Raw genomic sequence first — 13,620 nt, 5'->3', positions numbered from 1 at the left:
ATCTTGTACATTTTCATATTTATTTTTACCATTACTAAATTCTTTATACTTAGAAAAAAATAGCTTCATAACCTTAATTGGCTATGAAGCTAAATTATTATACTAAATATTTATTTGCTAATTCTTTAAATGAATCATTATTATCTTTATACCAAACTTCAAAAGCTTTATTTTCTTTTGCTAACACTTCATATAAATCATATATGAAGTTTGGAATTTCTTCTTCTAACATATCTCCGTATATGTCTCCAAGCTTAGTATTATCTAATGCAAATTTTCCTCCAACATGTAATTCAAAACATTTTCTAGGAGCATCATTTACTCTTTTTGTCTTACCTGTAAATCCAATTTGACCAATCTCATGGACACCACATGAATTTGCACATCCTGATACATGAATAATTGGTAGTAAGTCTTTCTCTATTTTTTCTGCTTTTAATTTATCTATTATAGAAGAAACTAATCCTTGGCTATTTCCTATTCCTAATTGGCATATTGGAACTCCTATACATGAAACACTTTGCATAACTTTTAGTTCTCCACCTTTACCTTTTGTGAATTCTAAAACTTTGTCAGCTTCTGCTCCATTTAGGTTTATAATATATAATCCTTCATTCATAGTAATTCTAAAACTTACTTCTTCCATTTCATTAGTAAGTTCTAATAATTCACCTAAAAGTTTTGTTTCTAATATTCCTTTTTCAGGATGGAAATAAACTGCATAAAGTCCTTCTTGCTTTTGCTCTATTAATCTATTATCAATAGTTGAAGTTTTTATTCCAGCTTTAGTTACTTTTTTTGGTTCAAAAGTAAAACTTAAATCTTCGTTATCTTTTACTTCTTTTAAGTGTTTTTTATAGCAAGCTATAAATTCTTCTTCTCCCATTCTTTCAACTATATATCTTATTCTAGCTTTACCATGATTTTCATAATCACCTTCAGCTACGAAAAGTCTAACTAATGCTTCAAAGTAATATACAACTTCCATTGGATCTACAAGTTCTGGGAATTCTACACCTTTTCTTGGATTTCTACCAAGTCCACCACCAATGAAAAGTTTAAACATATCTTTTCCATTTTCTTTTACAGCTATAAACCCTAAATCTGTTGTTGTACTATGTGGTTCTGCAACTCTATCTGATGACATTGCTACTTTTATTTTTCTTGGTAACTTGTATTGATTAACTCTGTTCATTATATATTCATTTAATTTTTCAGCATATGGTCTAACGTCAAAAGCTTCATCTTTTGAAACTCCTGCAAGTGGAGATATTGCTACATTTCTTGGAAAATTTCCGCCTGAACCTCTACTATATATTCCATAATCTAAAGCTTCTTCCATTAAATCGCATACTTCATCTATTGTCATTCCATGAAATTGGATTGCTTCTCTTGTAGTTGGATGTATCCATTCTCTCTTATATTTAACTGCCCAATCATATATTTGATTAAAGTCTTCTTTTGAAATTACTCCTGAAGGTGTCTTTAATCTGATCATAAATTCTTTCCCACCTCTATGTGCATATGATCCCATTCCACCTGATAATGATTTGAATTGTGGTACAGTTAATTCCTTATTTAAAAATTTATGTCCATTTTCTCTAAAAACTCTAATTTCTTCTCTTAATACTTCTTTAAGTTCATTACTTATTAATTGCTTTTTCAAACTAATCACCTCTATATTAAATTTTATCCCTATTTCCTATATTAGTAAAATAATTATCTTTTATAATCTTAATATTATTTTACCTATTATACGAATATTAATGCTATAACAATAATCACGATATAACAATTTATTTAAATATTATTAAAATTATATTTTCTATTTCTCAGCTCTAACGAAACTTTAATTAATTATATATATAACTTATTTTTTAACATTTAAAAATCAAATTTTTATTTTTGTATAAAAAAATAAGATTAACTAATGATACTCATTAGCTAATCTCATCTATAAAATAAATTTTAGTTATAAATTATATATCCATCTTTTTTATTTTTATGCTCAAGTTCAGTTATTGCTAAAGCTGCTGCTCCAAGAACTCCAGCTCTTCCACCTAACTTAGCTTTTTCTATTTTACAATGTTCTCTTATTGGTTTTAATGCTCTTCTATTCATTTCTTCAGCTATTTTTTCAAATACAATGTCTCCACCATTTGAAACTCCACCACCTAATACTATCATATCAGGATCATATGAATTTGCTAAGTTAGCGAATAAAATTCCTAAGTATGATAAAGCTTCATCTAATATTTCTTTTGCAACTCTATCACCTTTAGCAGCTTCTATAAATACTTCTTTTGAAGTAACTACATCATAATTTTTAAGTGATGTTGGAACATTACTCTTAACTGCTTCATTAGCTGTTCTAGCTATTGCAGTTCCTGATGATATTCCTTCTACACACCCTCTGTTTCCACATCCACATCTTCTACCATGAACATTTACAGTTGTATGACCTATTTCTACTGCATTTGAAGTGCTTCCTCTAAATATTCTTCCATTTAGGATAGCTCCCCCACCTACACCAGTACTAGCTGTTACATATACCATATTTGTAGTTAGCATTCCTGCACCAAATACGAATTCTCCTAATGTTGCTGCATTGGCATCGTTATCTAAAAATACTTCTGTATTATACACATCTTTTATAGCTTTAACTATATTAAAGTTTTTGAATGGTAAATTTGGAGTTTCTACTATAAGTCCATTTTTAACATCTAATGGTCCTGGTGATCCTACTCCAATTGCTAATACTTCTTCTATTTTTACATCCCCTAAAACTTCTTTAATTGTATTATTAATATTTTCTACAATTTTTAATTCACCTTTTTCAGCTTCAGTAGGTACTGTAACTTCTTTAAAAACTTTTCCTTCCTCATTTACTAATGCTGTACAGATTTTTGTCCCACCTAAATCTACACCAATATAGTATCCGTTTTGCATGCTTTAATCACCTCATATAAATAATTATTTCTTTTGAACTAAAATTATTGCGGTTCTACCATCAATAGAAATCTTGTTTTTAATTTTAGATATTCCCTGTTCATCTATATCGTTTCCATCTAAAATTAAGTCCCATTCCCCACCTTCAATTTCTAAATCTAAAATCCTCTCATAACCATTATACACTACAATTGATTTTTTAAAATAATCTTTTATGTTTTCTCCATTAATTTCATAGTATATGAAATTGTCACCACAATGCTTAAAGCTTATATTTTCCTCAATTTCAGCCATTTTATCCATTCTAAAAATTTTATGATTTTTTCTAAGATTTATTAGTTTTTTATAATATTCGAATACATCTTTATATTTAATTTTCCTATTCCAGTCCAATTTATTTACATTATCACCAGAATTATAACTATTTTCTATTAGTTGGCCATCAGGTGATATTTTAGTTCTTAAAAACTCTTCTCCTGAATGAATAAATGGAATTCCTTGTGATGTAAGAATAATAGTTGCTATTAATTTATTTATTTTTATTTTTTCATCTTCACTAACATAATTCAAGCTTTTTTGTAGTTTATCCCAAAGAGTATAATTATCATGTGATGAAGAATAATTTATAGTTTGATAAGGTTCATTTGCCCACCATTTATAATAAACTTCATTATGTCTTGTTGATGCTACTATTCCAGATTTTAATTTTTCACAATACCCTATACCACCACTTGCAAATCCTCTATTATTGTCATCAAATACATTTCCTTTTACAGCATCTCTTATATCATCATTGAAAGCTGCTATTTGCATTTGACCAAACTTATAAATATTATCTTTTATAGATCTATTATTATAATCTAATACACTTTCTCCTCCAACCCATCCTTCTCCATAAATAATTATACTTTTATCAATTTTATCTAATTCTAATCTTATTTCTTTTATCATATCAATATCATGTAATCCCATCAAGTCAAATCTAAATCCATCTATGTGATATTCTTCCGTATAATATAAAATTGAATCTAATATAAATTTTTTTACCATTGATCTTTCTGATGCTGTTTCATTTCCACATCCAGATCCATTTGAAAAACTTCCATCATATTTTTCTCTAAAATAATACATAGGAATGATTTTTTCAAAATTTGAATTTTCAACTTGAAATACATGATTATATACTACATCCATCACAACTCTTATACCAGACTTATGCAGATTTAATATCATTTCTTTAAACTCTTTTATTCTTTCTTCACCATTATAAGGATTTAATGAATATGAGCCTTCTAAAGAATTATAATTTAAAGGATCATATCCCCAATTATACTCTCCACTTTCTTTTTCTTCATCAACAGTTTTATAGTCAAATACAGGTAATAAATGAAGATGTGTTATTCCAAGTTCCTTTAGATGTTCTAAACCTGTGGATACATCTTTATATTTTGTATTTTCTTCTATTAATCCTATAAACTTTCCTTTATTTTTAACTCCTGAATTTATATCTATTGTAAAATCTCTAACATGAGTTTCGTATATTATTGAATCTACAGGTGATTTTAATTCTGGTTTTATATCATTTGTCCAACCTTCTGGATTTGTTTTTTCTAAATCTATTATCATTCCATAAATTCCATTAATAGAAACAGCTTTCGCATATGGATCTACTACTTCTTGAATTTTATCATTTATATTTACAACATATCTATAATACTTTCTAGATAAATCTCCTAAAATAATTCCTTCAAAAATTCCATTTAAATCAGAAAGCTTTTTTTCAAATAAAAATTTAAAATTATTTTTTCCTTCTTTCTCATAAATTTTTACTTTAACTTCTTTTGCAACTGGAGTCCATAATCTAAACATAGTTTCTTCTTTTCTATAAATAGCACCTAACATTCCATTAAAATGATATAAGTTTTTAAATTCATTAGAAGAAAATATATTTTTAATTTCACTTTTATTATTTTTATATTCAGAATAAATTTCTTTTATATTCATAATATTTCCTCACTTATACTTTTATATAACTTTAAATAAAATATCCAAATCAAAACTCATCTTCTTAAGATTATATTCAAATAAATATTTCTTATTTCTCATATTTAGATATTTTAATAGAATCCATTATAAATTTTATTCATTTATTTCTCTCATGTTCCAAATCTTATTTTGACTTAATATTATTTTATTAATCTATATCACTTTATTGTATTTTATTATACTTAATATCTTTATTTAAAATTATTTTTATTTTATAAGTATAGTTTTCTTTTTATTTAAAAAACTAAAATGAGGTGATTTAAATGGAAGAAAAATATTTAGAGCTATTTTTGAAAAATAATTACTTGCTTGATAAAGCTTTTGGAGATAAAGCAAATAGTGTTACTGTTAAATTTACTGCATTAGCTTATACATTATACAGAGAAATAGTAAATTTAGATAATATTGAAGAAATTCACTCTTTAATTGCAATTAAAACAGATGAACAATCTCCTTTTAGAGAAGAGAATTATTACATATTAACTATGCTTTTAACTTTAACTGAAAATAGTGAGGATTTTTTAGATTGTGTTTTAGATGCTTATAGTAATCTTGAAGTATTTTTTAATGCTAATAACTTTTTATCTCTTACTTCTGAAATTTTATGTTCTTATAATAGTAAGCTAAATATTGATACATCAATTGAAGATTTAAGACATACTTATTCATTGTTTAAAGAGAGACATTGGTTTTTAACTGGAACTGAAGACATTAGCATTTGTGCTTTAATAAATTCTAACTTTAATAATACTCTTTTAAAAATTAATGAAGCTGAAAGCTGCTATAAATATCTTAAGGATATTAAATTCTTTCCAAATAATAATGTACAATTACTTTCTCAAATACTATCATTTTCTGAAAAACCTTTAAAAGAAAAATGTATGTCAGCTGTTCGTCTTCAAGGATTTTTAGAAAAAGAAGGAATTATAATTAGAGATATTTCATTACCTCTTTTAGGATTTGTAATTCTTACATTAGATGACCATGAAACTTTTATAAATACATTTAAAAAGATAGATTTAAAACTTAAACTTAATGATAAATTTTCCGCATTTAAAATTAAAGAAGAATTAAGGTTTATAATATCTGGTTGTTTAACAATACTAACTCTAACACATTCAACTTATGACAAAAATACTATGCAATTAATTTTTTGGTTTATCTTAAATATTTCAACTAAAGCAACAACTGCTTTTTTAGAAACTGCCATAAATAGAATCTTTATAGATTAATCTCTAATTATACATTTTATGAATATTTATGATAAAATGTATGTAATAAGTTTTAGAGGTGATTAAATGAATTTTTTTTATGGTAGATATGGTATTGATGTATTATCCTTATTTTTAGTAATAATAAGTGGATTTTTTAATTTTAATCGTTATACTAACATAATAGGATTAGTCCTTTTACTTATTGCAGTTTTCAGAACATTTTCTAAAAATATTTCTAAAAGAACTTCTGAGCTTTATAAGTTTATAGGATTTTTAAATAAAATTTTAAATAGATTTGGTAAAAGTATTCCTTATAATTTACCAATTGCAAAGCTTGATTCTATTCCAGTAGCTTTTGCACACCTAAAATACAAATTCACACAATATAGAAAATATAAAATAGTTCCATGTCCTAAGTGTGGTCAAAAATTGAGATTACCTAGAGGACAAAAGAAAATTATAGTTACATGTAAAAGATGTTCTCATGAATTCAGAATGAAAACTTGATAAAAAAAGGTTGCCATAGTGGCAACCTTTTTATATATTTAAATATCTTTTTTATTATTCAAAAGTCCCTTTAATTAAAACATTTTTATTTTCAACCATTTTCTTTCCTAATGCAATAACAGTATCTATTTTTAAATCTTCCTTATCTAATAAAACTATATCAGCATCCTTATTAACTTCTATTCTTCCTTTATCCTTAAGCTTTAAAACTTTTGCTGGATTTGATGTTATTGTTTTAAGTGCATCTTCTAATGAAATCTTTTCAATTAAAACTGATTTTCTAACTTCATCAAATAATGTACTTACACTACATATCCCAAGCCCAATTAATTTTCCTTCTTCATCAAACATTGGCATACTTCCATTTCCATCTGAAGTAAAAGTAATATTATCTATTGGAACACCTTTATTTAAAAGATATTTTAATCCTTGTGAAGCTAAAAGTTCTCCCTCTTCTAAATGGTCTGGATCTGAACTTGTTGTTAAATCAACAAATCCTCCAACTTTTGCCCATTCTACTCCTGCTTCTAAAAGTTCTTTTGTCCTAGACATATGTGTTGGAGAAATTTGTGTTGGAGGTATTTCACTTTGTTCTATCATTTTAAATAAATATTCAAGCTTTCTAGCTCCTCCACCAAAATGTACATTAACTATTCCAGTTTTTCCTGATAGAAGGCCTCCTACTCTTGTCTGTGCAACTGTATTTATAAATTGTTCTACCGTTGCTTGAGAACTTCTATGATCTGATAATGCTAACTCTCCAACTCCTATTACTTCTTCAACTAAAAGCAAATCTCCTTTTATACTATCTGTCATAGTTTTTACTGGTATATCATATGAACCTGTATAACAATATGCTGTTATTCCTTCCTCTTTTAAAGCCTTTACTTTAGCTAAAAGACTTCTCATATTTCTACATACTCCATCAGTTCCTAGCACTCCAACTACTGTTGTTATCCCAGCTTTAGTTATTTTACTTAAAGGAAGTTCTGGTGTTCTAGTTTTATATCCACCTTCTCCCCCTCCTCCAATTAAATGAACATGTGCATCAATAAATCCAGGTACTAATATTTTTCCCTCTGCATCTATAACTTCAACAGATAAAAAATCTTCCGGAACTTTTATATTTTCATAAATTCCTTCAATTTTATCACCAACTATGACAATATCTTTTTTTCCTAAAAACTCTGGCGAATAAATTTCTGCATTTTTTATAATTTTTATCAAGACTATCACTTCCTAAATCTATTTTTCTATGATTTTATTTATTTTTTCATTATTATATATAGATTTTGAAAAATTACTTTTTAGCCTTTCTGCATATTTTTTAGCTTCTTCTAAGTTTCCAGATTTATTATTAAGTAAAGCTAAATTATATAAAACTTCTTGAATATAAACTCCATTACTAAATTTCGATTCATATTCTTTAAAATATTTTATTGTTTCTGTATCATTTTTAAGCCCTATTTCTGAAAGTCCTAAGTAATAAAGTACATGTTCATAAACATATATATCTTTTCCATATTTATTTGCCTTCTTAAGTTCTTCAATTGCTTCTTTATATTTTTTTTCAGAACAAAGACTTTGACCATTATTATAAAACTCTATTGCTCCATCCTTTTTAAGTATTTTTAATCCTTTATAATAAGCTTCCTTTTCTTTTTCACTTAGTGAATTTTCATCAATATCATCTACTAGATAATATATTTCTTTCATATTTTTATTATTTATAGAGTTATTTAGTTTACTTAAATCTAATGATTTCTTATTTTCTTTCTTATCATCTTTCTTTTTTTCTTCTGAAGATTCAACTATTTCTTCTTTTACAACAGGCTTTTCATTTTTCAAACTATCATTAGCTTTTCCTTTATCTAAATAATTCATTCCTAAAACTCCTGAGCCTAATAAGACACAAATTAAAATAACTATTCCAATAGCTTTCTTATTAGAATTATTTTTAACTTCATCATATACTTCTGATAGTTCTTTTTTTATCTCTTTAGCTTCAATATTATTTTTATCTATACTTAAAACTTTATTTATATGCTCTCTACATAAAGGATACTCCCCTTTTTTAAAATAACATAAAGCTAAAGCTGTGTTTACTTTTATTGAGTTAAAATCACTTTCACTACATCCAATTAAAACTTCTAAAGCTTCTGTTATTTTTAATTCTTTAATATAATCTTCTGCTTTTAAATAAAGTATTACTCTCTCTTCATCTTCTTTTGCATCTTTTATATAATTTTTAGAAAGCATATCATCATTAACTTCTCTATTTATTTTCCATGTTGATATTGCCTCTTCTAAATTCCCTTTTTGATATAAAATAAGTCCTTTTAAATTTATTACAGGTGCAAATTTAAGTGTTTCTGCCATACACTCATTACATACTTTTAATGCTTTATTAATTTCCCCACCTGTATATAATTTTAAAGCTTTCTTATAATTCTCTTTTACCCTATTATCCATATTAATTTATCCCCCATAAAATAAAATTCCCAAAACTCCTGCTACAGCAACACATATCATTGGATTAACTTTTTTATAAAAAATAAGTACTGCTATAATAGCTCCAATTATCACATCAAAAAGACCTTTATATGAAACTGTTGCTAAGTCTATAAATGCTTTAACTACTAAGGCAACCAAAACTGGTCTCATCCCAATTAATGCTCCCTTTACAAATTTACTTTCTTTAAATTTATCTAATATTTTTGAAATTATTAGAACTAAGATGAATGAACAAGATACAACTCCTATAGTTGCAAAGATAGAACCTAAGATTCCTCCTACATTATATCCAACAAAAGTTGCTGAATTTATTGCAACAGGACCTGGTGTCATTTGTGATATTCCTATTATATCTAAAAAATCTTGTAGATTTATAAATTGATGTTTCTCTATTACTTCTTTTTGTATAAAAGGAAGCATTGCATATCCGCCTCCAAAACTAAATGCACCAATCTTAAGAAAAACAAAATATAATTGAATTATTACTCCCATTAATATTACCCCCTATTTCCTAAAAAAAGTCCACCATAAACTGCGAATATTATAATTAAATAAATAGGGTTTAATCCTAAAATTAAAAGAATCAAAGCTATAAAAAATATTATAAAATTTCTACAATTCTTTTTTACCCCTTTAGAAATACTAACAACACCTGCTAATACTAAAATAGGAACCCCACTACTAATTCCACTAAAAATTCTATTAACAATTTCATTATGTCGAATACCCATAAAAATACTAGCAACTAAAAGTATTATAAAAAATGAAGGCAATGCTACCCCAAGTAAAGCAATTATACTTCCCAATACTCCCCCAATTTTCTTTCCAATAAAAAGTGAGCAATTGACTGATATAGCTCCAGGTAATCCTTGAGAAACAGCTAATATATCTAAAAAATCTTCTTTACTTACCCATTCCCTTTTATGTACAACTTCCTCTTCTATTAGAGGAATCATTGCATATCCTCCTCCAAAGGTAAATGCACCTATTTTAAAAAAGCTCCAAAACATTTGTATTAATTTTTCCATAAAGTCCCCCTAATTTGTCTCTTTAAAAAATATTTTATCACAAAAACCCTCAATATATACAAACTTATCCACAACTTTACCCATAAAAAAATAAAAGACGTGGATAACTTTCCACGTCTTGTTTATATAATAAATATTATATTTTATTCTTGTTCTAATATTATCTTCTTAGCTGTTAATATTGAAGATGCGCTCATTGAGAATTCATCTAATCCATATTCAACTAAAGTTGGGATAGCAGCTTCATCTCCTGCCATTTCTCCACACATTCCAACCCATTTACCATGTTTATGAGCACCATCAATAGTCATTTTAACTAATCTTAATACAGCTGGATGCATTGGATTGTAAAGATATGATACCTTTTCACTCATTCTATCTGCAGCTAATGTATATTGAATTAAGTCATTTGTTCCTATTGAGAAGAAGTCAACATGTTTAGCTAGTTCATCTGCATAAACTGCTGCTGCTGGAATTTCAACCATGATACCCCATTGAATATCTTCTGAATATTCTTTTCCTTCAGCTTTTAATTCAGCTTTACATTCATCAACAAGCTCCTTAGCAGCTTGGAATTCTTCTAATCCTGAAATCATTGGGAACATTACTGCAAGTTTTCCGTAAACAGAAGCTCTTAATAATGCTCTTAATTGAACTTTAAATATTTCAGTTCTATCTAAACAAAGTCTTATTGCTCTATATCCTAAGAAAGGATTCATTTCATGTGGTAATGGTAAGTATGGTAATGTTTTATCCCCACCAATATCAAGTGTTCTTATAACTACTTGTTTTTTCATGTTTTCTAAAACATATTTATAACTTTCAAACTGCTCGTCCTCTGTTGGAGCATTATCTCTATCCATATATAAGAATTCAGTTCTGAAAAGACCAACTCCGTCTCCACCATTTTCTATAACAGCTTTAACATCTTCTGGCTTACCAATGTTTCCACAAACTTCTATTCTCTTACCTGATTTAGTAGTAGTTTTAACATTTATAAGTTTCTTTAATTCTTCTTGTTCTGCTTCAAATTTTTCTTTTTTAGCAGTATATTCTTTAACTGTAGCTTCATCTGGATTAACTATTGCTATCCCTTCAATACCATCAACTATAACCATATCTCCAGTTTTAGCAACTTCAGTTATATCTTTTAATCCAACAACTGCAGGAATTTCTAATGTTCTCGCCATAATAGCTGAGTGTGAAGTTCTTCCTCCAATGTTAGTTAAGAATGCTACAACTTTACTTCTATCTAATTGTGCTGTATCTGATGGTGTTAAATCATGAGCAACAACTATTGTATTATTTTCAGTAATTGCAAATGCGTCCCCACCTTTTCCAGCTAAATTTGCTATTATTCTTTTAGAAACATCTTTTATGTCAGCAGCTCTTTCTCTCATGTAGGCATCATCCATTGATTCAAATATAGAAACAAATGTATTTGTTACAGTTTCAACTGCTTTCATAGCGTTTAATGAATTATTTTCTATTTCCATAGCCATTGCACCAGTAAATTCTGGATCATCTAATAATGTGATATGCGCTTCAAAAACTTCTGCTTTTTCTGCTCCCATTTCTACCATTGCTTTAGCTTTAATTTTTTCTAATTGCTCCCTTGATGAATCTAAAGCCGATTGTAATCTATCTTTCTCAGCAGATACATCTGAAACCTTTTCATCAGTTATAATAATTTCTTCATGCTTTTGTAAGAATACTTGTCCTATTGCGTATCCTTTTGAAGCCGCGATACCTTTAATCATAATAAAATCCTCCTTAATTATGTTACTTTATAAATAAGTACATAAATCCATTATCATATGATGATAACTTTTACATATTAAGTACAACCCATATTCATTATAACACAAATTGTATAATTGTTAACACCATATTAATTTTTTTTGCTATTTTTTTTATTATTAAATCGTTTTATTCATAGTTTAATAATAATTTATTCCTTTTAAAGTATATTTATAAAAAAATTAGTAATTTCCTGTAATATTCTGTTTTGTTAGTTCATTTTATTTTTTTATTTAATTATTCTTTTTTTTGATTATAAAAATAAACTAATTTCATAATTTCATTTGCATTTTTTTAGTTTTTTTGTCTTTTTATGCATTTACTATTTTTGAAAAATTTTTTAATATAATGCATTTTAATTTAAATTTTCACTTTTTTCATTCATGTATTTGTTTTCATCTTATAATTGATTAATTTAATAAAGAATTACTATGTTATTCTCCCTTATAATTAAATAATTTTATAAAAAAAACTGTACCATAAGATATTTCTTACAATACAGTCTTTCTACTACTCTTATAAATCATCTATAAGAGTAGCTGCTTTTGCATAAGCAGTAGATTTTGCTTCAAAGAAATCTGTTTTTACTGAATTTGCATCTGATTGTCTATCTACCCATTCAGCTGGATTTTCATCATATCCTCTATATAATCTTTGAAGTCCTATAGCTTCTAGCCTCATATTACCAAGATATTTTATATAATCCTCTATAAGTTTTTTATTTATTCCCTGAACTTTATCTCCAATAACATAATGTCCCCATGCTATTTCATGTTCAACACCTGTTTTCATCATTAATCTTAATTCTTCTTTTAATTCATCTGTAAATAATTCTGGCTCTTCTTTTTGAAGTTCTTTTATTATACTTCTAAATAACCAAAGATGAGTATTTTCATCTCTATTTATGTATCTTATTTCTTGAGCTGAACCTGGCATTTTTCCATTTCTCTCAAGATTATAGAAAAACATAAAACCTGAATAAAAATAAATTCCTTCTAAAATATAGTTAGCCATTATTGTTTTCATAAGATTTTGTTTTGTAGGTTTTTCTAAGAAATTATTATAAAGCTCACCTATAAATTTATTTCTTGTTAGAAGTATTTCATCATCTTTCCATTGGTAAAGAATTTCATTTCTTTTTTCTGGTGAACAAATAGTATCTAGCATATAACTGTAACTTTGTGAGTGAACAGATTCTTGGAATGCTTGTATTGTAAGACAAAGATTTACCTCACTTGCAGTTATATAATTATTTATATTTCCTAAATTCGCTGTTTGTATTGAATCTAAAAATATTAAGAATGAAAGAATTTTATCATATGCTGTTCTCTCTTCTTCTGTCAATATTTTATAATCTTTTAAATCTTGTGATAAATTTATTTCTTCTGGTATCCAAAAATTATTCATTCCTTGTCTATACCAATCTGAAACCCAATTATACTTCATATTATTAAAGTCATTTAGGTTAGTTGTATTACCATTTATCATTCTTTTCATTGAAGTTTTTGTATCTCCAAACTCATTGAAAAGTGGCTTTTTATTTATATCAAATTCAGTCATCT

The 13,620-nt window shown here is 26.7% G+C and carries 11 protein-coding genes; 2 read left to right on the top strand and 9 right to left on the bottom strand.

Going from position 1 to position 13,620, the window contains the following annotated elements:
* Positions 1-97: 97 nt before the first annotated feature.
* From CLTHE_RS12955 to pulA, 3 genes are all read right to left on the bottom strand, one after another.
* Positions 98-1,666, bottom strand: coding sequence for a nitrite/sulfite reductase (locus CLTHE_RS12955; protein ID WP_080023818.1), 1,569 nt, complete (start codon positions 1,664-1,666; stop codon positions 98-100).
* A gap of 302 nt (positions 1,667-1,968) precedes the next feature.
* The gene (locus tag CLTHE_RS12950) at positions 1,969-2,949 is read right to left on the bottom strand and encodes an ROK family protein (protein WP_080023817.1); all 981 of its coding nucleotides are present in this window, start codon (positions 2,947-2,949) and stop codon (positions 1,969-1,971) included.
* Positions 2,950-2,973: 24 nt separating this feature from the next.
* Positions 2,974-4,953 (bottom strand): type I pullulanase, encoded by a 1,980-nt coding sequence (gene pulA / locus CLTHE_RS12945; protein WP_080023816.1) that lies wholly within the window; start codon positions 4,951-4,953, stop codon positions 2,974-2,976.
* A 305-nt stretch (positions 4,954-5,258) separates the two neighbouring features.
* On the opposite strand from pulA, the gene CLTHE_RS12940 reads away from it, so the two are divergent.
* Together CLTHE_RS12940 and CLTHE_RS12935 are read left to right on the top strand one after the other, a co-directional pair.
* A complete protein-coding gene (locus CLTHE_RS12940) occupies positions 5,259-6,227 on the top strand; it encodes a DUF4003 family protein (protein WP_080023815.1) in 969 nt (322 codons plus the stop codon).
* A gap of 66 nt (positions 6,228-6,293) precedes the next feature.
* Positions 6,294-6,716 (top strand): zinc ribbon domain-containing protein, encoded by a 423-nt coding sequence (locus CLTHE_RS12935; protein WP_080023814.1) that lies wholly within the window; start codon positions 6,294-6,296, stop codon positions 6,714-6,716.
* Positions 6,717-6,770: 54 nt separating this feature from the next.
* On the opposite strand, the gene iadA is transcribed toward CLTHE_RS12935, so the two are convergent.
* From iadA to CLTHE_RS12905, 6 genes are all read right to left on the bottom strand, one after another.
* Positions 6,771-7,943, bottom strand: a complete 1,173-nt coding sequence (gene iadA, locus CLTHE_RS12930) for a beta-aspartyl-peptidase (protein WP_080023813.1) — start codon at positions 7,941-7,943, stop codon at positions 6,771-6,773.
* 18 nt (positions 7,944-7,961) lie between these two features.
* A complete protein-coding gene (locus CLTHE_RS12925) occupies positions 7,962-9,188 on the bottom strand; it encodes a tetratricopeptide repeat protein (protein ID WP_080023812.1) in 1,227 nt (408 codons plus the stop codon).
* A gap of 6 nt (positions 9,189-9,194) precedes the next feature.
* Entirely contained in the window at positions 9,195-9,722 is a 528-nt protein-coding gene (locus CLTHE_RS12920) for a chromate transporter (RefSeq protein WP_080023811.1), read from the bottom strand.
* A 5-nt stretch (positions 9,723-9,727) separates the two neighbouring features.
* Entirely contained in the window at positions 9,728-10,258 is a 531-nt protein-coding gene (locus tag CLTHE_RS12915) for a chromate transporter (protein WP_080023810.1), read from the bottom strand.
* A gap of 143 nt (positions 10,259-10,401) precedes the next feature.
* Positions 10,402-12,018 (bottom strand): phosphoenolpyruvate--protein phosphotransferase, encoded by a 1,617-nt coding sequence (gene ptsP / locus CLTHE_RS12910; RefSeq protein WP_080023809.1) that lies wholly within the window; start codon positions 12,016-12,018, stop codon positions 10,402-10,404.
* 556 nt (positions 12,019-12,574) lie between these two features.
* Positions 12,575-13,618 (bottom strand): ribonucleotide-diphosphate reductase subunit beta, encoded by a 1,044-nt coding sequence (locus tag CLTHE_RS12905; RefSeq protein WP_002598856.1) that lies wholly within the window; start codon positions 13,616-13,618, stop codon positions 12,575-12,577.
* Positions 13,619-13,620 lie beyond the last annotated feature (2 nt).

The organism is Clostridium thermobutyricum DSM 4928 (genome assembly GCF_002050515.1).
In the GTDB taxonomy this organism is placed as follows: domain Bacteria; phylum Bacillota; class Clostridia; order Clostridiales; family Clostridiaceae; genus Clostridium; species Clostridium thermobutyricum.
The sequence above is the reverse complement of the archived record's forward strand: the minus strand, read 5'-3'. Positions and strand labels throughout refer to the sequence as shown.